This is a genomic window from Pseudomonas sp. SG20056, from assembly GCF_031764535.1.
Taxonomy (GTDB): domain Bacteria; phylum Pseudomonadota; class Gammaproteobacteria; order Pseudomonadales; family Pseudomonadaceae; genus Aquipseudomonas.
Genome location: NZ_CP134499.1, coordinates 4,257,138 through 4,278,870, shown reverse-complemented (window position 1 = coordinate 4,278,870; position 21,733 = coordinate 4,257,138). Strand labels below are relative to the sequence as shown.

Below are 21,733 nucleotides of genomic sequence, written 5' to 3'. Positions count from 1 at the left end.
GCCTGCTGCGCTTGCTGAAACTGCGTTGAAAACAGACTCGGAATGCTCATGTACAAAAGTACACTCCGCTTCCTCGCCTGTTTTCGCCTTGTCTCAGCTGCGCTCGCGACGGCCTAAACAGACTCCTACGGAGATATAGAGGATCTATATGGAATTCGCGTTCTACTTCGCCGCCGGTGTGGCGGTGGCATCGACGGTGGGGGTGATTACCAACACCAACCCGGTGCATGCCTTGCTCTACCTCATCGTCTCGCTGCTGGCGGTGGCGATGACTTTCTTCGCCCTCGGCGCGCCCTTTGCCGGTGCCCTGGAGATCATCGTCTACGCCGGCGCGATCATGGTGCTGTTCGTCTTTGTGGTGATGATGCTCAACCTCGGCCCAGCGGCGGTCGAGCAGGAGCGGCAGTGGCTGAGGCCCGGCATCTGGTTCGGCCCGGCGTTGCTTTCGGCGCTGCTGCTGGGTCAGCTGCTGTATGTGTTGTTCGAGTCGCCCAGTGGCGCGGCGTTGGGTTTGCAGACCGTTGATGCCAAGGCTGTCGGTATAGCGCTGTATGGGCCTTATCTGCTGGTGGTGGAGCTGGCCTCGATGCTGCTGCTCGGCGCATTGGTCGCGGCTTATCACCTCGGCCGTCACGATGCCAAGGAGCCAACCGCATGAATGCGATTCCCATGGAGCACGGCCTGGCACTGGCCGGCGTGCTGTTCAGCTTGGGCCTGATCGGCCTGATGGTGCGGCGCAACATCCTCTTCGTGCTGATGAGCCTGGAGGTGATGATGAACGCCACCGCTCTGGCCTTTATCGTGGCCGGCAGCCGTTGGGCTCAGCCTGACGGCCAGGTGATGTTTATCCTGGTGATCACCTTGGCGGCCGCCGAAGCCAGTATTGGCCTGGCGATCCTGTTGCAGCTGTATCGCCGCTTCAACACCCTCGATGTCGACGCTGCCAGCGAGATGCGCGGATGAACCTTCTATTCCTGACCTGTGTATTTCCGCTGCTGGGCTGGTTTCTCCTGGCCTTTTCGCGCGGGCGTTTCTCGGAAAACCTCGCGGCGCTGATTGGCGTGGGCTCGGTGGGCCTGTCTGCCTTGACCGCAGCCTGGGTGATCGTGCAGTTCAACCTCAATCCGCCGGAAAATGGCGTATTCACCCAGGTGCTGTGGCAGTGGATGAGCGTGGCCGGTTTCGCGCCGAGCTTCACCCTCTACCTGGATGGCCTGTCCGTGACCATGCTCGGCGTGGTGACGGGTGTGGGCTTTCTGATCCACCTGTTTGCCAGCTGGTACATGCGCGGTGAAGAGGGCTACTCGCGTTTCTTCGCCTACACCAACCTGTTTATCTTCAGCATGTTGCTGCTGGTGCTGGGCGATAACCTGTTGCTGCTGTATTTCGGTTGGGAAGGTGTAGGGCTGTGCTCCTACTTGCTGATCGGCTTCTACTTCAAACACACGCCGAACGGCAATGCAGCGCTGAAGGCCTTTATCGTCACCCGTATCGGTGATGTGTTTATGGCCATCGGCCTGTTCATCCTGTTCCTGCACCTGGGCACCCTGAATATTCAGGAGCTGATGGCGCTGGCACCGCAGAAGTACGTTGAAGGTGACAGCTGGCTGTGGATCGCCACGCTGATGCTGCTTGGCGGTGCGGTGGGTAAATCCGCTCAGCTGCCGCTGCAAACCTGGCTGGCGGATGCGATGGCCGGCCCGACCCCAGTCTCCGCACTGATCCACGCGGCGACTATGGTGACGGCGGGTGTTTACCTGATCGCCCGTACCCATGGCCTGTTCCTGCTGACCCCGGACATCCTCGAGCTGGTCGGTATCGTCGGCGGTGTGACCCTGGTGCTGGCCGGTTTCGCCGCCCTGGTGCAGACCGACATCAAGCGCATCCTCGCCTACTCGACCATGAGCCAGATCGGTTACATGTTCCTCGCCCTCGGCGTGGGTGCCTGGGATGCGGCGATCTTCCACCTGATGACCCACGCCTTCTTCAAGGCCCTGCTATTCCTCGCCTCCGGTGCGGTGATCAACGCCTGCCACCATGAGCAGAACATCTTCAAGATGGGCGGCCTGTGGAAGAAATTGCCGTTGGCTTACGCCAGCTTTATCGTCGGTGGCGCGGCGCTGGCGGCGTTGCCGCTGATCACCGCCGGTTTCTACTCCAAGGATGAAATCCTCTGGGAAGCCTTTGCCAGCGGTCATCAGTGGCTGCTCTACGCCGGCCTGGCGGGCGCCTTCCTGACCTCGATCTACACCTTCCGCCTGATCTTTATCGCCTTCCATGGCGAGCAGAAGACCGAAGCCCATGCCGGCCATGGCGTGGCTCACTGGCTGCCGCTGGTGACGCTGATCGTGCTGTCGACCTTCATCGGTGCGCTGATCAGCCCGCCGCTGGCCGGTGTGCTGCCGCAAAGCGTTGGCCATGCTGGCGGTGAGGCCAAGCACAGCCTGGAAATCGTCTCCGGGGCCATCGCCATCATCGGCATCGTCTTGGCCGCGCTGTTGTTCCTCGGCAAGCGCAGTTTCGCCACGGCGGTGGCGCAGAGTGCACCGGGGCGCTTCCTGTCGGCCTGGTGGTTCGCCGCCTGGGGCTTCGACTGGCTCTACGACAAGCTGTTTGTGCAGCCGTACCTACTGCTTTGCCGGCTGCTCGGGCGTGATCCGATTGACCGCAGCATTGGCCTGATTCCTCGTCTGGCGCGAGGCGGCAACGCCTTGCTGGCCAGTAGTGAGACTGGCCAGGTGCGCTGGTATGCCACTTCGATTGCCGGGGGTGCCGTGCTGGTGCTCGCCGTCCTCCTGTTTCTGAATTAAGGAAAACAGCCTGATGATTCTGCCCTGGCTAATCCTGATCCCCTTTATTGGCGGCCTGCTGTGCTGGCAGTGCGAGCGTTTCGGCAACACCCTGCCACGCTGGATTGCCCTGCTGACCATGGGCCTGCTGTTCGATCTTGGCCTGTGGCTGTGGGCCACCGGCGACTTCAGCCTGGCTCCGGCCCCGGGCGCTGCGCCGCAGTGGGCGGCGGAGTTCCAAGTGCCATGGATCGAGCGGTTTGGCATCAGCATTCACCTGGCGCTGGACGGCCTGTCGGTGTTGATGATCAGCCTCACCGGTCTGCTCGGTGTGCTCTCGGTACTCTGCTCGTGGAACGAGATCCAGAACCGTGTTGGCTTCTTCCACCTCAACCTGATGTGGATTCTCGGCGGCGTGGTTGGTGTGTTCCTCGCGGTCGACCTGTTCCTGTTCTTCTTCTTCTGGGAAATGATGCTGGTGCCGATGTATTTCCTCATCGCGCTCTGGGGTCATAGCGGCAGTGATGGCAAGACCCGCATCACCGCCGCCACCAAGTTCTTTATCTTCACCCAGGCTAGCGGCCTGATCATGCTGCTGGCGATCCTCGGTCTGGTGTTCGTGCACTTCGAGCAGACCGGCGTGCTGACCTTCAACTACGCCGATCTGCTGAAAACCGAGCTGGCACCGGGCACTGAGTACATCCTCATGCTCGGCTTCTTTATCGCCTTCGCGGTGAAGTTTCCAGTAGTGCCGTTCCACTCCTGGCTGCCCGATGCCCACGCCCAGGCACCAACCGCCGGCTCCGTGGACCTGGCCGGTATCCTGCTGAAAACTGCAGCCTACGGCCTGATGCGCTTTGCCCTGCCATTGTTCCCCAATGCCTCGGCGGAGTTTGCGCCAATCGCCCAGTGGCTCGGCGTGTTTGCCATCATCTACGGCGCGTTGCTGTCGTTTGCGCAGACCGATATCAAGCGCTTGGTGGCCTACTCCAGCGTTTCGCACATGGGCTTTGTGCTGATCGCCATCTACTCGGCCAGCGAGATCGCCCTGCAGGGCGCGGTGGTGCAGATGATGGCCCACGGCCTGTCCGCTGCGGCACTGTTTATCCTCTGCGGCCAGCTGTATGAGCGTCTGCACACTCGCGACATGCGCGAAATGGGCGGTATCTGGGCACGCATGCCCTGGCTGCCGGCGATCAGCCTGTTCTTCGCTGCTGCGGCCCTGGGCTTGCCGGGCACCGGCAACTTCGTGGGTGAGTTCCTGATTCTGATCGGCAGCTTCCAGAGCGCGCCGTGGGTCACCGTGCTGGCCGCCACTGGCCTGGTGTTTGGCTCGGTCTACTCGCTGATCATGATTCACCGTGCCTATTTCGGCCCAGCCAAGGCAGAGACTGCCTTGCCAGGCCTGCAGTTGCGCGAGCTGAGCATGGTGCTGGGCCTGGCTGTGCTGCTGATCCTGCTCGGCGTCTACCCGCAGCCGGTGCTCGACACCTCTGCCGCCAGCATGCAAGGCGTGCAGCAATGGCTGGGCGGTGCCTTCAATCAACTTGCCTCGGCCCGGTAGACTTATGGAACATCACGCTGTGGAATTCACGAATCAACACTTTATCGCGCTGCTGCCGCTGCTGATCACCAGTGCCACCATCGTGCTGGTGATGCTGGCGATTGCCTGGAAGCGCAATCACGCCATGACCTTCGGCCTCTCGGTGCTGGGCCTCAACCTGGCCCTGCTGTCGCTGTTGCCGGCTCTGGACGTGACGCCCATCGAGGTCACGCCGTTGTTGCTGGTGGATAAATTCGCCTGCTACTACATGGCCCTGGTGCTGGCGGCGACCCTGGCCTGTGTGACGCTGATTCACGCCTACCTGGGCGGTGAGTCCGGCAAGGGCTATCCAGGCAACCGTGAAGAGCTGTACCTGCTGATGCTGCTGTCCGCCGCTGGCGGTCTGGTGCTGGTCAGTGCGCAGCATTTGGCGGGCCTGTTCATCGGCCTGGAACTGCTGTCGGTGCCGACCTACGGCATGATCGCCTACGCCTTCTTCAACAAGCGTTCGCTGGAAGCCGGCATCAAGTACATGGTGCTGTCCGCCGCCGGTTCGGCATTTCTGCTGTTCGGCATGGCGCTGCTGTATGCCGAGTCGGGCAACCTGACCTTCGCCGGTATCGGTGCCAAGCTGGCCGCCGATGGTTTGCCGAGCATGCTGGCGCAGATTGGCATGGGCATGATGTTGATCGGTCTGGCGTTCAAACTGTCGCTGGTGCCGTTCCACCTGTGGACCCCGGACGTCTATGAAGGCGCCCCTGCGCCAGTGGCCGCCTTCCTCGCTACAGCCAGCAAAGTGGCGGTGTTTGCCGTGCTGCTGCGCCTGTATCAGGTATCGCCAGCGGCTGCCGGCGGCTGGCTGAATGACCTGCTGACGCTGATCGCCATCGCCTCGATCCTCTTCGGCAACCTGCTGGCACTGCTGCAGAACAACCTCAAGCGTCTGCTCGGTTATTCCTCCATCGCCCACTTCGGTTACCTGTTGGTGGCGCTGATCGCCAGCAAGGGCCTGGCCGTGGAAGCCGTGGGCGTGTACCTGGCCACCTATGTGCTGACCAGCCTGGGGGCGTTTGGCGTGATTACCTTGATGTCGACGCCCTACAGCGGCCGTGATGCCGATGCCCTGTATGAATACCGTGGGCTGTTCTGGCGCCGTCCGTACCTGACTGCTGTGCTCACCGTGATGATGCTGTCGCTGGCTGGCATTCCGCTGACAGCCGGGTTTATCGGTAAGTTCTACGTGGTCGCCGCGGGCGTGCAATCGCAGCAGTGGTGGCTGCTCGCCGCCCTGGTAATCGGCAGCGCTATCGGCGTGTTCTATTACCTGCGGGTGATGGTCACCCTGTTTATGGTGGAGCCGAACCTGCGCCGTCACGATGCGCCGTTCAACTGGGCGCAGCGTGCCGGCGGCATCATGCTGTTGTTTGTCGCCGTGCTGGCATTCTTCCTCGGTGTGTATCCGCAGCCGCTGCTCGAGCTGGTGCAACAGGCCAGCTTGGTGGCACTGTTGCCCTGATAAGCAACAGACCCTAAGGAATACGCAACGATGAGTAAGACACTGATGATTGCCGGCTGTGGTGATGTCGGCAGCCGTCTGGGTCAGCAGCTGAACGCTGCGGGCTGGACGGTGTACGGCCTGCGCCGCAGCGTGGCGTTGTTGCCACAGGACATTCGCCCTGTTGCCGGTGATCTGCATGCCGATGCCTGCCCGGCCGCCTGGCCGAGCGAACCGCTGGATTACCTGGTGTATTGCGCGGCCGCCACCGAGCACGATGAGGCCGGCTATCGCGCCGCTTATGTCGACGGTCTGCGCCGCGTGCTCGATTGGCTGGCGCAACGGGGCCAACGGCCCGAGCGCCTGCTGTTTGTCTCCAGCAGCGGCGTGTATGGCCAGCAGCTTGGCGAGTGGGTGGATGAAAACTCGCCCGCTGAGGCCGATAGCTACTCCGGACGTATCATGCGTGAGGCCGAGCAGCTGGCGTTAAATAGCGGGCTGCCCGCCAGCCTGGTGCGCCTTACCGGCATCTATGGCCCAGGCCGCGAATGGTTGCTCAAGCAGGTGCGCCAGGGTTATCAGGTAGTCAGCGAGCCGCCGTTGTACGGCAACCGTATCCATGTCGATGACGCGGCGGGGCTACTGGCCTATCTGTTGCAGGCCGATGCCCGTGGTGTGGCGCTGGATAACTGCTATATCGGCGTCGATGATCAGCCAGCGCCGCTGCACGAGGTGGTGGCCTGGTTGCGCGAGCAGCTGAATGTTAGCCATTGGTCCGAGCAATCGACGGTGCGCCGCTCCGGCAGCAAACGTTGCACTAACGCCCGCGCTCGTGCCCTAGGCTGGGCGCCGCAGTACCCGAGCTACCGCGAGGGTTACCGGGCGATTCTGCAGCAGCTGTAGCTTGGCGTTTTGCGCGGGTTTAGCGTTTGACCAACAGCCAGCGCTGCTGGCCTTTGTAGTAGTTGGGCATTTCATCGATCTGTGAGCGATTGAGCGCTTCAAAGACGCGCAACTGATCGCCGTCACGCTCGAACAGCCAGCTCTGCCCCTGGTCGCCCAGCTGCAGCCAGAGGCTGTCGAACTCGCCGCTCATGGCCGCACAGTCACCTGCCAGACACAACGCATAACGTTCCGCGCCTGGCAGCCCCTGCAGGCTGCCATCGGCCTGAAACAGCACCAGGCCGCCTTCGCCCAGGCCTTCCTTGATCAGCCAGGTGCCACCCAGATAAGCGCGGTATAACGCCTGTTCGAAGCTGCTTCCCGGTGGAGCGAGCGGGCCTGGCGCGGCAGGTGCGCGGACAAAGCGTTGCTCCGGCCAGGTATCACTTTGCGCTTGAATCAGCTCATTGCCGCTGAGGCTCAGGTTTTCCTGGAAATCACCGTAGAACTGCACGCGCAGTTGGCCATCGGCCTGGCGCTCGAAGCTGCCTTCACCGCGCTCGAAACCATTGCTGAAGCTGGCCAGCTGGCGCTGGTTGTCGAGTTGCCATTCCAGATTGGGACCGTAGGCCAGCAGGGCTTCGCGCAGATTGCCGCTTTCGACGGCGGCTTCAATGGCGGCCTGGTTGATCCAGGTGCCGCTTGGGTCTTGCGGTGTGCTGGCGCAACCGCTGAGCAGGACGCCGGTGAGCAGGGCAACAAACAGGCAACGCATGCGGCGTCCTCAAGAGAGAAGGGCGGGACCGCGGCCCCGCCGAGGGGCTTATTCGAGAACCAGAATAGCGTCCATTTCTACCTGCGAGCCACGTGGCAGGGCTGCTACGCCGATGGCGGCACGGGCCGGGTAGGGTTGCTCGAAGTAACGGCCCATGACTTCATTGACCTTGGCGAAGTGCGACAGGTCAGTGAGGAAGATGTTCAGCTTGACGATGTCCTTGAACGAACCGCCAGCGGCTTCGGCCACGGCCTTGAGGTTCTCGAATACCTGCACGGTCTGGGCTTCGAATCCTTCCACCAGCTCCATGGTTTTCGGGTCCAGCGGGATCTGCCCGGACATGTACACGGTGTTGCCCGCCTTGATCGCCTGGGAATAGGTGCCGATTGCGGCCGGGGCCTTGTCGCTGGTGATAACGCTTTTGCTCATGGGAACTCCTGTAAAACTGAGTGGAGGAACACTGCAGCGCACATCGGCGCACTGCCAGTTAGATTGCCTAGGTTGGGTGAAAGCCACAGCGGCTGTCAAAGTACAGCTGGTGGCTGATTGCGCTGTTCAATTTTGAAGTTGGCCGATCAGGCGCGCGCGCGGGTGATGCGGATTACCCCGGTCAGGGCGCGCAGCTTCTTGATCACGCGGGCCAGGTGCACACGGTCATGCACGCTGACCACCAGCTGCACGACGCTGATGCGGCCATCGCGCTCGTCCATGCTGATTTTCTCGATGTTGCCGTCGGCGGCATTCACGCTGCCGGCCAGCAGGGCGATCAGACCGCGCTGGTGCTCCAGCTCGACACGCAGTTCGACATTGAACTCGCCGGTAACGTCCTTGGCCCAGGAAAGCTGAATGCATTTTTCCGGGTTGTGGCGAATTTCGCCGATGTTCTTGCAGCTTTCCAGGTGCACCACCATGCCTTTGCCGGCGGACAGGTGGCCGACAATCGGGTCGCCTGGAATTGGCGTGCAGCACTTGGCGTAGCTCAGCACCAGGCCCTCAGTGCCGCGAATCGCCAGCGGCCCTTCGCTGCTCGGCAGCGCTTCGTTGCTGTCACTGAGTAGGCGGCGCGCCACTACATAGGCCATGCGGTTGCCCAGGCCGATGTCTTCCAGCAGGTCTTCGATGACGTCCTGATGGTATTCGGCGAGCACCGCCTGCACCCGCTCGGGCGAGAGCTTGTCGACGCGGCTGTCGAAACCGGCCAGCACCTTGTTCAGCAGGCGTTCGCCAAGGCTGATGGATTCCGAGCGGCGCTGCAGTTTCAGGGCGTGACGAATATGCGTGCGGGCCTTGCCGGTAACCACGAAGCTCAGCCAGGCCGGGTTTGGTCGTGCACCAGGCGCGGTGACGATTTCCACCGTCGAGCCACTTTCCAGGGCTTGCGACAGCGGCGCCAGGCGGCGGTTGATGCGACAGGCGATGCAGGTGTTACCGACGTCGGTGTGCACCGCGTATGCGAAGTCGACCGCCGTGGAGCCTTTCGGCAGCTCCATGATGCGGCCCTTGGGCGTGAACACGTAGACCTCGTCGGGGAACAGGTCGATCTTCACGCTTTCGATAAATTCCAGCGAGTTGCCGGCGCGTTGCTGCATCTCCAGCACGCCCTTGACCCACTGCCGCGCACGGGCGTGGCTGCCCTTGGGCTGGTCTTCCTCGTTGGATTTGTACAGCCAGTGCGCGGCAATGCCGTTGTTGGCCAGTTCTTCCATCTCGCGGGTACGGATCTGGATCTCGATCGGTACGCCGTGCATGCCGAAGAGCGTGGTGTGCAGCGACTGGTAGCCGTTGGCCTTGGGGATTGCGATGTAATCCTTGAAGCGGCCGGGCAGGGGTTTGTACAGGTTATGCACGGCGCCGAGCACGCGGTAACAGGTGTCGACCTTGTCGACGACGATGCGGAAGGCGTAGACGTCCATGATTTCGTTGAACGCCCGGCGCTTGCCACGCATCTTCTGGTAGATGCCGTAGAGGTGCTTCTCGCGGCCCATCACCTCGCCTTCCATGCCTTCGCGGGCCAGGCAGTGGGTGATCGACTCTTCGATCTTGTTGACGATTTCCTTGCGGTTGCCCCGAGCCCGCTTGACCGCTGTGCGGATGCGCTCGGAGCGCATCGGGTGCATGGCCTTGAAGCCTAGGTCTTCGAACTCGATGCGCATGCTGTGCATGCCCAGGCGATTGGCAATCGGTGCGTAGATTTCCAGGGTTTCTTTGGCGATGCGCCGGCGTTTTTCGCCGGACAGCACTTCCAGGGTGCGCATGTTGTGCAGACGGTCGGCCAGTTTGACCAGGATCACTCGGATGTCGCGGGCCATGGCCATGGCCATCTTCTGGAAATTCTCGGCCTGGGCTTCGGCCTTGGTCTCGAAGTTCATCTGGGTCAGCTTGCTGACCCCATCAACCAGTTCTGCCACGGATTCGCCGAACTGCGCGTCCAGGGCTTCTTTGGCAATACCGGTGTCTTCGATCACGTCATGCAGCATCGCGGCCATCAGGCTCTGATGGTCCATGTGCATGTCTGCCAGGATGCTCGCCACTGCCAGGGGATGGGTGACGTAAGCTTCGCCGCTGCGGCGGCGTTGGCCGTCGTGGGCTTGTTCGGCGTAGAAATAAGCGCGGCGAACCAGGTTGACCTGGTCGCCGTCGAGGTAGGTCGAAAGTCTGTCGGCGAGGGCGTCTATGCTCGGCATGGGCGTTCCCCTTGCCGATTCAGATGACCCTGCGCCTGACGACGTCGACCCGGCATAGGCTTACAGAGGCTCGTTAGCCTCTTCCTCGAATGCAGCAAACAGTGGTTCTTCTTCGACGATATCGTCTTGCGCGATGACGTCGTAGCTCATCAGGCCAGCGGCGATTTCGCGCAGCGCGACTACGGTCGGCTTGTCATTTTCCCAAGCCAGCTTCGGCTCTTTGCCACCGGTAGCCAGTTGGCGCGAGCGCTTGGTAGCGAGCATGACCAGCTCGAAGCGGTTATCAACGTGATCCAGGCAATCTTCGACGGTAACGCGGGCCATGGTGTTCCTCGTAGCAAATGCGTAATAGAGCTGGGCCCAAATGGGCGAGCGGACTGGATAGTCTAAAAAATCACCAGCATTAAGGGAAGCTTTGATTTGCCGCAGCGCGATAAGTCAGACCAGTAACTCGCTGAGCAAACCGCTGTGGCGTTGCTGTTGCGGGCCTTGCAGCAGTTGATTGGCGCGGAAAATCGCCTTCAGATCGCTCAGAGCGTGGGCGAAGTCATCGTTGATCAGCAGGTAGTCGTATTCGACGTAGTGGCTCATCTCGCTGACGGCTTCACGCATGCGTCGCTCGATGATCTCGCCGCTGTCCTGGCCGCGATTGGTCAGGCGATGGCGCAGCGCTTCCTGGGTCGGCGGCAGAATAAAGATGGATTTGGCTTCCGGCATCAGCCGGCGGACCTGCTGCGCGCCTTGCCAGTCGATCTCCAGAATCAGGTCGAAGCCGTCGCGCAGGGTCTGTTTGACCCATTCCTGCGAGGTGCCATAGAGGTTGCCGAAGACTTCCGCGTGCTCAAGGAACTCGGTCTTGTCGAGCATGGCGTGGAACTGCTCGCGGCTGACGAAGTGGTAGTTCACCCCATCCACTTCGCCCGGACGCATGGCGCGGGTGGTGTGCGATACGGACACGCGAATCTGCGCCTCGCTGTCGATCAGCGCCTTGACCAGGCTGGTCTTGCCCGCGCCGGACGGGGCGGAAATGATGTAAAGGGTGCCGGTGGTTATGCTCATGGATCAATCCTGGAACGCGTTGTTCAGAGAGTAGCAGTGGCGGTCGGGCTTATTCGATGTTCTGCACTTGTTCGCGCATCTGCTCGATCAGCACTTTGAGGTTTACCGCCGCCTGGGTGCTGCGGGTGTCGAAGGCCTTGGAGCCGAGGGTGTTGGCTTCACGATTGAGTTCCTGCATCAGGAAGTCCAGGCGCCGGCCGGCTTGCCCGCCGGTTTTCAGTACGCGTCGCACTTCGCTGACATGGGTGCTGAGACGGTCCAGTTCTTCGGCGACATCGCTTTTTTGCGCCAGGATCACCAGCTCTTGTTCCAGGCGCTGCGGGTCCAGCTCGGCCTGCATCTCGGCGCAGCGGTCGAGAATCTTCTGGCGTTGTCCGGCAAGCATCTGCGGCACCAGTTCGCGGAGGGCGACTACTTGTTCAAGAATGCTGTCCAGGCGCTCATTGAGCAGTTTGGCCAGTTCGCTGCCTTCGCGTTCGCGGCCGTTCTTCAGTTCGTTCAACGCCTCAGTGAACAGCGCCAGTGCACTCTGGTTGAGGGCTTGTGGGTCGGCAGCATTGGCCACCAGTACGCCTGGCCAGCCGAGCACTTCCAATGGGTTGAGTGCGGCAGGTTGCTTGATCAAACCGGCTACGCTTTCGGCGGCGGCGACCAGTTGGGCGGCGCGTTCAAGGTCCACTTGCAGGGCTTTGCCGGCATTGTCGTCGCTAAAACGCAGGGTGCATTCGACTTTGCCGCGCGACAGGCCGTTACGCAGCGCTTCGCGCACCGCGCCTTCGAGGTCGCGGAAGCTTTCCGGCAGGCGCAGATGAGGTTCCAGATAGCGATGGTTGACCGAGCGCAGCTCCCAGCTCAGGGTGCCATTGGCACCGGCCTGCTCGGCGCGGGCGAAGGCTGTCATGCTGTGGATCATGGGTGAACCTCGCGAAAAGTCGGAACGAAAGGCGCAGGATTGTAGCGCAGTGCGTCGGCCGCTCCCAATTCGGCGCACCCGCTACGGGCTTACGGCCCTATAATGCCGAGCAGATTTTTTATTCAGAGCAGGAATTCCTAGATGAAACGTCCAAGTGGCCGCGCCGCCGATCAGTTGCGCTCGATTCGCATCACCCGCAACTACACCAAGCATGCCGAGGGTTCGGTGCTGGTGGAATTTGGCGATACCAAAGTGATTTGCACGGTCAGTGTCGAGTCTGGCGTTCCGCGCTTTCTCAAAGGCCAAGGCCAGGGTTGGTTGACCGCCGAGTACGGCATGCTGCCGCGCGCCACTGGCGACCGTAACCAGCGTGAAGCCAGCCGTGGCAAGCAGGGCGGCCGCACCCTGGAAATCCAGCGTCTGATCGGCCGTTCGCTGCGCGCCGCGCTGGATATGTCGAAGCTCGGTGAGAACACTTTGTACGTCGACTGCGATGTGATCCAGGCGGATGGCGGCACGCGCACCGCATCTATCACCGGCGCCATGGTGGCGGTGATTGATGCGCTTAAAGTGATCAAGAAGCGTGGCGGCCTGAAAGGCGGCGATCCGCTCAAGCAGATGATTGCCGCGGTATCGGTGGGGATGTATCAGGGCGAGCCAGTGCTCGATCTGGATTATCTGGAAGATTCCGCAGCGGAAACCGACCTCAACGTGGTGATGACCAGCACTGGCGGCTTTATCGAAGTGCAGGGCACCGCCGAAGGCGCTCCGTTCCAGCCGGCCGAGCTGAATGCCATGTTGGCGTTGGCGCAGAAAGGCATGACTGAGCTGTTCGAGCTGCAGCAAGCGGCTCTGGCTGACTGATTGAGCTGTACTACAAGTCCATCAAGCAAGGAGATGCACCATGAGCGACGAGTCCCAAGCGCCACAGCCGGTTCCCGGCCCTGAAGCCCGCCAGTGGGCGATGTTCTGCCACTTTGCTGCCTTTCTTGGGTTGGTGATTCCCTTTGGCAACCTGCTTGGGCCGTTGATCGTATGGCAGATCAAGAAGGACCTTGACCCGTTCGTCGATGCGCAGGGCAAGGAAGCGCTGAATTTCCAGATCAGCGTGGCTCTGGCTGCGCTGCTGTGTTTCCTGCTGATGGTGGTGGTGATCGGTTTCCCGCTGTTGGTGTTGGTCAGCATTGCGGCGCTGGTGCTGACGGTCATTGCCGGGATCAAGGCCAATGAAGGCCAGGCTTACCGTTATCCCTTTGCTTGGCGCTTGGTGAAATAAGCGTTATGCAGACAACAAAAAATCGCCGGGAGCGATTTTTAACGTCGCATAGCGACGGCCCGTAGGGTGGTGGCCAGGGATGGCACAGCATAAAAAGCCGGCGCTTAGCCGGCTTTTTATTGTCTGCTGATCAGGTTAAACGCTGAGCATCCAGTCGTAATCAACGATCAGCGGCGCGTGCTGCGAGAAGCGTGGCTGACGCGGCAGGCGTGCACTGCGGATGCTGCGGCGCATGCCGGGCGTGAGCAGCTGGTAGTCGAAGCGATAGCCGAGGTTAAGCATCTCGGCCTGCTCGCTGTCCGGCCACCAGCTGAACTGGTCGCCTTCGCGGCTGACTTCGCGCAGCGCGTCTACATAGCCCATGGTGCCAATTACTTCATCCAGCCAGGCGCGTTCCGGGGCAAGGAAGCCCGGTGACTGCTGGCAGTCGCGCCAGTTCTTCACGTCGAGCTTCTGATGTGCCACATAGAACGAGCCGCAATAGATGTACTCGCGGCGCTTGCGGCGCTGCTTGTCCAAATAATGGGTGAAGTCGTCCATAAACTTGAATTTCTGATTCAAGCTTTCATCACCCTGCTGCCCCGAAGGCATCAGCATGGTGGCAATACTTACTTTGTCGAAATCGGCCTGCAGGTAGCGCCCGTAGCGATCGGCCATTTCAAAGCCGAGGCCGCTGATTACCGCCTTGGGTTGCAACCGCGAATACAGCGCCACGCCACCTTGGCTGGGCACTTCTGCATCGCAGGCATAGAGGAAATAGCCATCCAGTTGGAGGGCTTGGTCGTCCAGTTCAAAGGCGGAGGCGCGGGTGTCCTGCAGGCAGATGACGTCGGCATTCTGTGCTTGCAGCCAACTGAGCAAACCGCGCTCGACTGCCGCATGAATACCATTCACGTTCACACTGATGATCCGCATAAATGGCCCCCAAAATCACGTGCGTGTATGATACCCGAGCTCACCTCTATTAGCTAAATTACCTAGTAAATCCGTGCTGTCCGGGGCTTTTTAATGCAAGCGTATCAACGTGATTTCATCCGTTTTGCCATCGAACGTGGGGTTCTGCGCTTCGGTCAGTTCACCCTCAAATCCGGGCGCATCAGTCCTTATTTCTTCAATGCCGGGTTGTTTGACAGCGGTTTGGCCTTGGCCCAACTCGGGCGTTTTTACGCCGCCGCAGTGGTGGACAGCGGTATCGACTTCGACGTGCTGTTTGGTCCGGCCTACAAGGGTATTCCGCTGGCGGCGACTACGGCGGTGGCGCTGGCCGAGCACCATCAGCGTGATATGCCCTGGTGTTTCAACCGCAAGGAAGCCAAGGATCACGGCGAAGGTGGCACCCTGGTGGGCGCTCCGCTGGCGGGTCGTGTGCTGATCATCGATGACGTGATTACCGCTGGCACGGCGATTCGTGAAGTGATGCAGATCATCCAGGCCCAGGGCGCACAGGCCGCCAGTGTGCTGATCGCCCTGAATCGCCAGGAGCGTGGTAAAGGCGAGTTGTCGGCGATTCAGGAGGTCGAGCGCGACTACGGCATGCCGGTGGTGAGCATTGTGTCACTCGAACAGGTACTGGAATATCTGGCAGAGGATGCTGAACTCAAGCAGTATCTGCCGGCGGTACAAGCCTACCGCGCCGAATACGGAATCTAACCTGCCGAGAAGGTGCTGCATCGATGCATAGACCTGCCCAGACCTGCTGTTCGCTGTTGCTAGGCCTACTGCTGCCGGTTGTGGCGGGCGCGGCTGAGTTGTACCGCTACGTCGATGACAAGGGCACCACGGTGCTTAGCCGTCAGGGTGTGCCGCCGGAGCACATCAGCAAGGGCTATGAAGTGCTGAATGAGCAGGGTCGAGTGATTCAGGTGATCCCGCCTGCCCCGAGCCCTGAAGAGATGAAGCGCATTCTTGCCGAAAAAGCCCGCGCCAGCTCTGATGCGCAGCTGTTGCGTCTTTACAGCACGCCGGATGACGTCGAGCGCGCACGTGAGCGTAAGCTGGCCGAGTTGGATGGTCTGATCGGTGTGGCGCGCGGCAACTTGCAGTCGGTGCGCACGCAGCAGGCCAATCTGCAGAGCCAGGCCGCTGACCACGAGCGCGCTGGGCGTGCGGTGCCGGCGCATCTGTTGGCACAGATCGATAACCAGAAAGCCGAACAAGTGCGACTCAAGGGCGACATCCAGCGCTATCAGGCCGCGCGCAAAGAGGCTGACAGCAGCTTCAATGCCGACCGTGATCGGCTCAAGGAGCTGCTGAGCCGCAACCGGTAGCCTTATTGCTCGGGCGCGCAGCGCTCAAAGGCCAGAATCTTCCCCCTCAACCATGCCGGTAACGGACTGCTGCTGCGGCTTGCACTGTCCGCGTGCACATAAATTACTTCACCGGCGGTCAGCGCCTGCTCGCCGCGCCAGATGCCCATGGCAAAACTCAGGCTGGAGCAGCCCAGGCGGGCGACGCGGATGCCAATGTTCAACTCGTCATCAAAACGGGCGGGGGCCAAGTACTCCAGTACGGTCTTGATGGCGAAGAAATCCCCGCCGTCGTGGCTCAAATCGTCCGGATACCGGATGTCCAGGGCTCGGAAATATTCGGTGATAGCGACATCGGCGTAGGTCAGGTAGTGACCATTGAACACGATGCTCTGCGGGTCGACTTCAGCCCAGCGCACGCGCAGCGTGTGGAAAAAGCTGAAGATTTCACGGGATGGCGCGGTTGGCATGCGGTACACCTCTGGCTGGCAGTGTGATCACTGAGCTTCGGTGTTGCGTCGCCCTGCTGCAAGGGTTGCAGCAGGCTATCAGGCGGCTGAATCAGCCAGGATTAGCCGACTGATTTGCTTACTGGCCGTTTTAGAATCTGTTTACGATCTCGCGAGCTAGAGTCCTACAAGGCGAAAACAGGCGAGGAAGCGGAGTGTACTTTTGTACATGAGCATTCCGAGCCTGTTTTTAACGCAGTAGGGCCGACGCGCAGCAGATCGTAAATAGGTTCTCAGTGGCGCTTACGGTTGCAGATCAGGGTACCCACACCGCTGTCGGTGAAGATTTCCAGCAGCACGGCGTTTGGTACGCGACCGTCGATGATATGTGCGCTGGTCACCCCGCCTTGCACCGCTTCCAGGGCGCAACGGATCTTCGGCAGCATGCCGCCATAAATGGTGCCGTCGGCGATCAGGCTATCGACCTGTTCGGTGGTCAGGCCCGTCAGCACCTGGCCTTGCTTATCCATCAGTCCGGCGATATTGGTCAGCAGCATCAGCTTCTCGGCTTTCAGGGCTTCAGCGACTTTGCCTGCCACTAGGTCAGCGTTGATGTTATAGGACTCGCCGTCCGGACCGACGCCAATCGGTGCGATGACCGGAATAAAGTCGCCCTTGACCAGCATGTTCAGCAGGTCGATGTTGACCCCGGTGACTTCGCCGACATGGCCGATATCGATGATTTCCGGCTGGGTCATCTCCGGTGTCTGCCGGGTCACGGTCAGTTTCTTGGCGCGGATCAGCTGGGCATCCTTACCGGTCAGGCCGATGGCGCTGCCGCCGTGCTGGTTGATCAGGTTGACGATGCTCTTGTTGACCTGGCCGCCGAGGACCATTTCCACCACGTCCATGGTCGCAGTATCGGTGACGCGCATGCCGTCGACAAAGTGGCTTTCGATGCTCAGGCGCTTGAGCAGATCACCGATTTGCGGGCCGCCGCCGTGGACGACTACCGGGTTGATGCCCACCGCCTTCATCAGCACGATATCGCGGGCGAAGCCTTGCTTGAGCTCTTCGCTTTCCATGGCGTTGCCGCCGTATTTGATTACCAGCGTCTTGCCGACGAAGCGGCGGATATACGGCAGTGCTTCGGACAGTACCTTGGCGACGTTGGTGGCGGCATCACGTTCGAGGGTCATGCGGGGCTCCAGTAGAAAATTCGCTAATCAATCAGAACGGCAGATCGAGGTCGGGCACCGTGCTGTACAGCTGGGCGCGGAAGACTTCCTTGATCCGTTCAAGTTCCTGTTCGGTTTCCGCCTCGAAGCGCAGTACCAGCACCGGCGTGGTGTTGGAGGCGCGTACCAGGCCCCAGCCTTTGGGGTAGTCGACGCGTACGCCATCGAGGTTGGTGATATTGCCTTCGCCCCATACGCCGTCGCGCTGCAGGCGTTCGATGATGCTGAACTTGCTCTGCTCGGTGACCTGGATATTGATTTCCGGGGTGGCAATGTCATTGGGGAAGGCGCTGAACACGTGTTCGGCGTCGCGGCGATCCTGGCTGAGGATTTCCAGCAGACGGGCGGCGGCATAGATGCCATCGTCAAAGCCGAACCAGCGTTCCTTGAAGAAGATATGCCCGCTCATTTCGCCGGCCAGCAGCGCGCCGGTTTCCTTCATTTTTTTCTTGATCAGCGAGTGGCCGGTTTTCCACATCACCGGGCGGCCGCCGTAGCCGCTGATCAGCGGGGTCAGGCGGCGCGTGCATTTAACGTCGAAGATGATGTCCGCACCGGGGTTGCGTGACACCACGTCTTTGGCGAACAGCATCAGCAGGCGGTCGGGGTAGACAACGGTACCGGTATTGGTCACCACACCGACGCGGTCGCCGTCGCCGTCGAAGGCCAGGCCGATATCGGCTTTCTCGCTTTTCACCTTGGCGATCAGGTCCGCCAGGTTTTCTGGCTTGCCGGGGTCCGGATGATGGTTGGGGAAGTTGCCGTCGACTTCGCAGTACAGCGGAATAACCGAGCAGCCCAGGGCCTCGATCAATTGCGGCGCGATCACTCCGGCTACGCCGTTGCCGCAATCGACTACCACGCGCATGGGCTTGGCCATGGCGATATCGTCGCGGATCTGCTTGAAGTAGCGCTCCAGCACATCAACCTGCTCGACGGTACCGACGCCGCTGGCCAGATCGTTGTTGTCGATGCGTGCTTTCAGGGCCTGGATCTGTTCGTTGGCCAGGGTGTCGCCGGCGATGACGATCTTGAAGCCGTTGTAATCGCGTGGGTTGTGGCTGCCAGTGAGCATCACCGCTGATTTGCCGGTGAGGATATGCCCGGCGTAATACACCACGGGCGTTGGCACCATACCGACATCGCTGACGTTACAGCCGCAGTCCAGCAGGCCCTGGATCAGCTGCTGCGTCAGCTCTGGGCCAGACAGACGGCCGTCACGGCCGACAGCGATGTTCGGCTCGCCTTGGGCCAGGCTTTGCGAGCCGATGGCGCGGCCGATCCAGTAGGCTGTTTCGGCATTCAGGGTGCGACCGACTACGCCACGAATATCGTAGGCGCGGAAGATATCGGCCGGCAGTTTGGGTGCTTTCGCCTGCACGGGGGCTGGCGCCGGTTCATCGAGGCCGAGCAGGTCCTGGTCTTCATCGAGAATATCGATATCGAGGATGTCGGTGTCCTGAAACAGTGGGTCGACCATGGCGCTGGCAGGCGTCTGCATAGCGGCGACGCCTGGATTGGCTGCGCCTGCATTGGCAGTCGGGGCGGCGGCCTGTTCCGTGGCGCGGCGCGGCATGCGTGCAAGGTTTTGCGCCAGGATATCCAGGGCAGGCAGGCTCAGGCTGAACGCCTTGACTGCCTTGCCGGCGGACAGCTCCTTGAGCATCTGCCCCAGCTGCAGCACGTCATCACGCAGGTGGCGTTGCAGGCTGCTCTGCAGCAGGTAAAGGCCGGTAATGGCGCCAGCCAGAGCCAGTAGCCCGGCGATGGCCAGCAGCAGCGGCGAGAACACCGGGTTGGTCAATGACGGGCCAGGGGTAAAGCTGACCGTCCAGTTGGGGTTGCCGGTGCTGAATGATTGTGCGGTGCCTTGTGCGTCACCGCGCTGGGCGAGGACTTGGGCCGCGGTGTTGTTGAATTGCTGGATCAGCTGGATCTGGCCGATTTCGGCAGGCATCACCGGTAGGCTAGCGAGCAGACGCTCCAGGTCTACAGCCAGAAGCAAGGTGCCATGCAGGGGATCACCTTCGTTCAGGCGCAGCGGTGCTGCGCTATACACCAGCCAGCGTTGGCCGACCTTGTAGGCCTCGGGGGCGGGTGTCTGACCGTTTTCTGTGCGGCGCAGCATGTCCAGCGCGGCGAAGTTCATCGGCGCGCTGCGCCCCATGTCCTGCACAGCCTGGCCGCGGGCATTGAGGTGTGCATCGGCCACCCCGTACCAGTAGGTGAGGTTACGCTCGGCATCGCGGATCTGATTGATGTCCTGGCTTTGCAGGGCTTGCAGCAGTTGTGGGTTGCGCGCAGCCGCCTGAGTATCGGCGCTCAGTTGTTGCAGGGCTTTCTGCAGTACGGTCGCCTGACCGCCGCCCCAGGCCTGACTGAGTTGCTGCAACTGCTGCTGGTAGGCGCTGTTAAGCGGGCCAAACCAGAGCAGTGCGCCGGCCAGGATGATGCCGACCAACGCCGCCATCACACCCGGTAACAGGGCGTTGGGGCTGTTCTTGGCCGTTTTGGCTTCGGCGGGGGCGCTGGTCAGTTGGGCGCTGGGGGTTGCCCCGTCAGTGTCCTTGGCCGTGCGCTTGAAGAGTTTCATGCAACGCCTCCTCGGCAATTCATCCTGGAATTAGATTAAGGCAATCAATGGCTACCGGAGTGGCCGAAGCCGCCTGCGCCGCGCTGGCTCTCATCGAACTGTTCAACCAGTTCGAAATGCGCCTGTACCACCGGTACCAGAATCAGTTGGGCAATACGCTCGCCGATTGCGACGGTGAAGGCGCTCTGCCCGCGGTTCCAGCAGGACACCATCAATTCGCCCTGATAGTCCGAGTCGATCAGTCCGACGAGGTTTCCCAGCACGATGCCGTGTTTGTGACCCAGGCCCGAGCGCGGCAGGATCATCGCGGCGAGGCCAGGGTCGCCGATGTAGATGGACAGGCCGGTGGGGATCAACACGGTTTGCCCAGGCTCCAGCACCAGATCCTGCTTGAGCATGGCACGCAGGTCGAGGCCGGCGGAGCCCGGTGTGGCGTAGTGCGGCAGCGGAAATTCGGTGCCCAGGCGCGGGTCGAGGATCTTGGCTTGTAAGGCGTGCATATCGGGCTCTGTTCGGTAAGTGGGCGTCAGCAGCTGGCCATGCGCTCGGCAATAAAACTCACCAGCTGGCGGGCAATCTTGCTTTTGCTGGTCTGGGCGAAGCTGCTTTGTTGAAGTTCACGGTCGATGATGGTGATGGCGTTTTCTTCGCTATTGAAGCCGATGCTGGGATTGGCCACGTCATTGGCGACGATCAGGTCGAGATTCTTGTCGCGCAGCTTGCGCGAGGCGTATTCCAGCAGGTTCTCGGTTTCGGCGGCAAAACCGACGCTGAACGGCCGGTCGCTACGCCCCGCCAGGGTGGCGAGAATATCTGGGTTACGCACCATTTGCAGGAGCAGGCCGTCGCCGCTGGTGGGGTCTTTTTTCAATTTGTGCTGGGCGACCACTTCCGGGCGGTAATCGGCCACCGCAGCGGCGGCGATAAGCAGGTCGCAGGGCATCGCAGCTTCACAGGCGGCGAGCATGTCGCGGGCGCTGGTGACGTTGATGCGAGTAACGCGCTCGGGGGTGGGCAGGTGCACCGGGCCGCTGATCAGGGTGACTTTGGCACCGGCCTCGGCGGCCGCTTCGGCGAGAGCAAAGCCCATCTTGCCGGAGCTGTGGTTGGTGATATAGCGCACCGGATCAATGTTTTCCTGGGTTGGGCCGGCAGTAATCAGCACATGTTTACCGGTCAACGCCTGGTGCTGGAAGCAATCGGCGGCGCATTGCACCAGTTGTTCGGCTTCAAGCATGCGGCCTAGGCCAACATCGCCGCAGGCCTGGCTGCCGGCGGCTGGGCCGAACAGGTGCAGCCCGCGTGCGGCCAGCAGTGCGGCGTTGGCCTGGGTGGCCGGGTCGCGCCACATTGCCTGGTTCATTGCCGGTGCCAGGGCGACGGGGGCATCGGTGGCCAGCACCAGGGTGGTCAGCAGGTCATCGGCCACGCCCTGTGCCAGGCGCGCCATCAGGTCGGCCGTGGCCGGGGCAATCAGCACCAGGTCAGCCCAGCGCGCCAGCTCGATATGGCCCATCGCGGCTTCGGCTTCAGGGTCGAGCAGATCGAGGTGTACCGGATGCCCGGAGAGGGCCTGGAGGGTTAGCGGGGTGATGAATTCGCGACCACCTTTGGTCATGACCACGCGCACGTCGGCGCCCTGGTCCTTGAGTCGGCGAATCAGCTCGGCACTCTTATATGCGGCAATACCGCCGCCCACGCCAACAATGATGCGTTTCCGATACAGCCGCTGCATAGGCCTGCCTTTTATGAAGATGGATATACACCGCGACGCTGACACCTCCCCAGGTC

22 protein-coding genes are annotated in these 21,733 nt (G+C 61.3%); 10 read left to right on the top strand and 12 right to left on the bottom strand.

Annotated features, from left to right (window positions below):
* Nucleotides 1–148 precede the first annotated feature (148 nt).
* Genes nuoJ through RHP75_RS20155 form a run of 6 tightly spaced genes read left to right on the top strand, consistent with a single transcriptional unit; the run spans nt 149 to nt 6,730 of the window.
* Entirely contained in the window at nt 149–658 is a 510-nt protein-coding gene (gene nuoJ, locus RHP75_RS20180; protein ID WP_160013755.1) for an NADH-quinone oxidoreductase subunit J, read from the top strand.
* On the top strand, nt 655–963 hold the full coding sequence (gene nuoK / locus RHP75_RS20175) for an NADH-quinone oxidoreductase subunit NuoK (protein ID WP_160013754.1): 309 nt from the start codon (nt 655–657) through the stop codon (nt 961–963). The genes nuoJ and nuoK overlap by 4 nt, the downstream gene beginning before the upstream one ends.
* Entirely contained in the window at nt 960–2,810 is a 1,851-nt protein-coding gene (gene nuoL, locus RHP75_RS20170; protein WP_311089757.1) for an NADH-quinone oxidoreductase subunit L, read from the top strand. Before nuoK ends, nuoL begins: the two co-directional genes overlap by 4 nt.
* 13 nt (nt 2,811–2,823) lie before the next feature.
* Entirely contained in the window at nt 2,824–4,353 is a 1,530-nt protein-coding gene (nuoM, locus tag RHP75_RS20165) for an NADH-quinone oxidoreductase subunit M (RefSeq protein ID WP_311089756.1), read from the top strand.
* A 19-nt stretch (nt 4,354–4,372) separates the two neighbouring features.
* The gene (gene nuoN, locus RHP75_RS20160) at nt 4,373–5,848 is read left to right on the top strand and encodes an NADH-quinone oxidoreductase subunit NuoN (protein WP_311089755.1); all 1,476 of its coding nucleotides are present in this window, start codon (nt 4,373–4,375) and stop codon (nt 5,846–5,848) included.
* Between the two features lie 30 nt (nt 5,849–5,878).
* Nucleotides 5,879–6,730, top strand: coding sequence for an SDR family oxidoreductase (locus RHP75_RS20155; RefSeq protein WP_311089754.1), 852 nt, complete (start codon nt 5,879–5,881; stop codon nt 6,728–6,730).
* A gap of 19 nt (nt 6,731–6,749) precedes the next feature.
* On the opposite strand, the gene RHP75_RS20150 is transcribed toward RHP75_RS20155, so the two are convergent.
* The 6 genes from RHP75_RS20150 to RHP75_RS20125 all read right to left on the bottom strand — a co-directional run bounded on the left by RHP75_RS20150 (nt 6,750) and on the right by RHP75_RS20125 (nt 12,140).
* The gene (locus tag RHP75_RS20150) at nt 6,750–7,484 is read right to left on the bottom strand and encodes a hypothetical protein (RefSeq protein ID WP_311089753.1); all 735 of its coding nucleotides are present in this window, start codon (nt 7,482–7,484) and stop codon (nt 6,750–6,752) included.
* A 48-nt stretch (nt 7,485–7,532) separates the two neighbouring features.
* Entirely contained in the window at nt 7,533–7,913 is a 381-nt protein-coding gene (locus RHP75_RS20145) for a RidA family protein (RefSeq protein WP_090250570.1), read from the bottom strand.
* A 146-nt stretch (nt 7,914–8,059) separates the two neighbouring features.
* Nucleotides 8,060–10,168 carry a bifunctional GTP diphosphokinase/guanosine-3',5'-bis pyrophosphate 3'-pyrophosphohydrolase gene (gene spoT, locus RHP75_RS20140; protein ID WP_311089752.1) on the bottom strand — a complete coding sequence of 703 codons (2,109 nt, stop codon included), beginning with the start codon at nt 10,166–10,168 and terminating at the stop codon, nt 8,060–8,062.
* Nucleotides 10,169–10,228: 60 nt separating this feature from the next.
* Nucleotides 10,229–10,492: a DNA-directed RNA polymerase subunit omega gene (gene rpoZ, locus RHP75_RS20135; RefSeq protein WP_090250565.1), complete on the bottom strand. Its 264-nt coding sequence runs from the start codon at nt 10,490–10,492 to the stop codon at nt 10,229–10,231.
* A gap of 114 nt (nt 10,493–10,606) precedes the next feature.
* Complete coding sequence (gmk, locus tag RHP75_RS20130; protein ID WP_090250563.1) at nt 10,607–11,227, bottom strand: guanylate kinase; 621 nt, start codon at nt 11,225–11,227, stop codon at nt 10,607–10,609.
* A gap of 49 nt (nt 11,228–11,276) precedes the next feature.
* On the bottom strand, nt 11,277–12,140 hold the full coding sequence (locus RHP75_RS20125) for a YicC/YloC family endoribonuclease (protein WP_311089751.1): 864 nt from the start codon (nt 12,138–12,140) through the stop codon (nt 11,277–11,279).
* Between the two features lie 141 nt (nt 12,141–12,281).
* On the opposite strand from RHP75_RS20125, the gene rph reads away from it, so the two are divergent.
* Together rph and RHP75_RS20115 are read left to right on the top strand one after the other, a co-directional pair.
* The gene (rph, locus tag RHP75_RS20120) at nt 12,282–13,004 is read left to right on the top strand and encodes a ribonuclease PH (protein WP_090379746.1); all 723 of its coding nucleotides are present in this window, start codon (nt 12,282–12,284) and stop codon (nt 13,002–13,004) included.
* A 40-nt stretch (nt 13,005–13,044) separates the two neighbouring features.
* Nucleotides 13,045–13,416, top strand: a complete 372-nt coding sequence (locus tag RHP75_RS20115) for a DUF4870 domain-containing protein (protein WP_311089750.1) — start codon at nt 13,045–13,047, stop codon at nt 13,414–13,416.
* Between the two features lie 135 nt (nt 13,417–13,551).
* Here the strand turns inward: RHP75_RS20115 and RHP75_RS20110 are convergent, their stop codons facing one another.
* Nucleotides 13,552–14,331, bottom strand: a complete 780-nt coding sequence (locus RHP75_RS20110; RefSeq protein ID WP_090250555.1) for an exodeoxyribonuclease III — start codon at nt 14,329–14,331, stop codon at nt 13,552–13,554.
* A 93-nt stretch (nt 14,332–14,424) separates the two neighbouring features.
* On the opposite strand from RHP75_RS20110, the gene pyrE reads away from it, so the two are divergent.
* Complete coding sequence (gene pyrE, locus RHP75_RS20105) at nt 14,425–15,066, top strand: orotate phosphoribosyltransferase (protein ID WP_311089749.1); 642 nt, start codon at nt 14,425–14,427, stop codon at nt 15,064–15,066.
* Between the two features lie 23 nt (nt 15,067–15,089).
* Nucleotides 15,090–15,683 carry a DUF4124 domain-containing protein gene (locus tag RHP75_RS20100; protein ID WP_311089748.1) on the top strand — a complete coding sequence of 198 codons (594 nt, stop codon included), beginning with the start codon at nt 15,090–15,092 and terminating at the stop codon, nt 15,681–15,683.
* 2 nt (nt 15,684–15,685) lie between these two features.
* On the opposite strand, the gene RHP75_RS20095 is transcribed toward RHP75_RS20100, so the two are convergent.
* From RHP75_RS20095 to coaBC, 5 genes are all read right to left on the bottom strand, one after another.
* On the bottom strand, nt 15,686–16,132 hold the full coding sequence (locus RHP75_RS20095) for a thioesterase family protein (RefSeq protein WP_311089747.1): 447 nt from the start codon (nt 16,130–16,132) through the stop codon (nt 15,686–15,688).
* A gap of 272 nt (nt 16,133–16,404) precedes the next feature.
* Nucleotides 16,405–17,310, bottom strand: coding sequence for an acetylglutamate kinase (gene argB, locus RHP75_RS20090; protein WP_160013741.1), 906 nt, complete (start codon nt 17,308–17,310; stop codon nt 16,405–16,407).
* Between the two features lie 31 nt (nt 17,311–17,341).
* Nucleotides 17,342–19,942 carry a phosphomannomutase/phosphoglucomutase gene (locus RHP75_RS21405; RefSeq protein WP_409079683.1) on the bottom strand — a complete coding sequence of 867 codons (2,601 nt, stop codon included), beginning with the start codon at nt 19,940–19,942 and terminating at the stop codon, nt 17,342–17,344.
* Between the two features lie 44 nt (nt 19,943–19,986).
* A complete protein-coding gene (gene dut / locus RHP75_RS20080; protein ID WP_160013739.1) occupies nt 19,987–20,442 on the bottom strand; it encodes a dUTP diphosphatase in 456 nt (151 codons plus the stop codon).
* Nucleotides 20,443–20,468: 26 nt separating this feature from the next.
* Nucleotides 20,469–21,677 carry a bifunctional phosphopantothenoylcysteine decarboxylase/phosphopantothenate--cysteine ligase CoaBC gene (coaBC, locus tag RHP75_RS20075; RefSeq protein ID WP_311089745.1) on the bottom strand — a complete coding sequence of 403 codons (1,209 nt, stop codon included), beginning with the start codon at nt 21,675–21,677 and terminating at the stop codon, nt 20,469–20,471.
* Nucleotides 21,678–21,733: the final 56 nt, after the last annotated feature.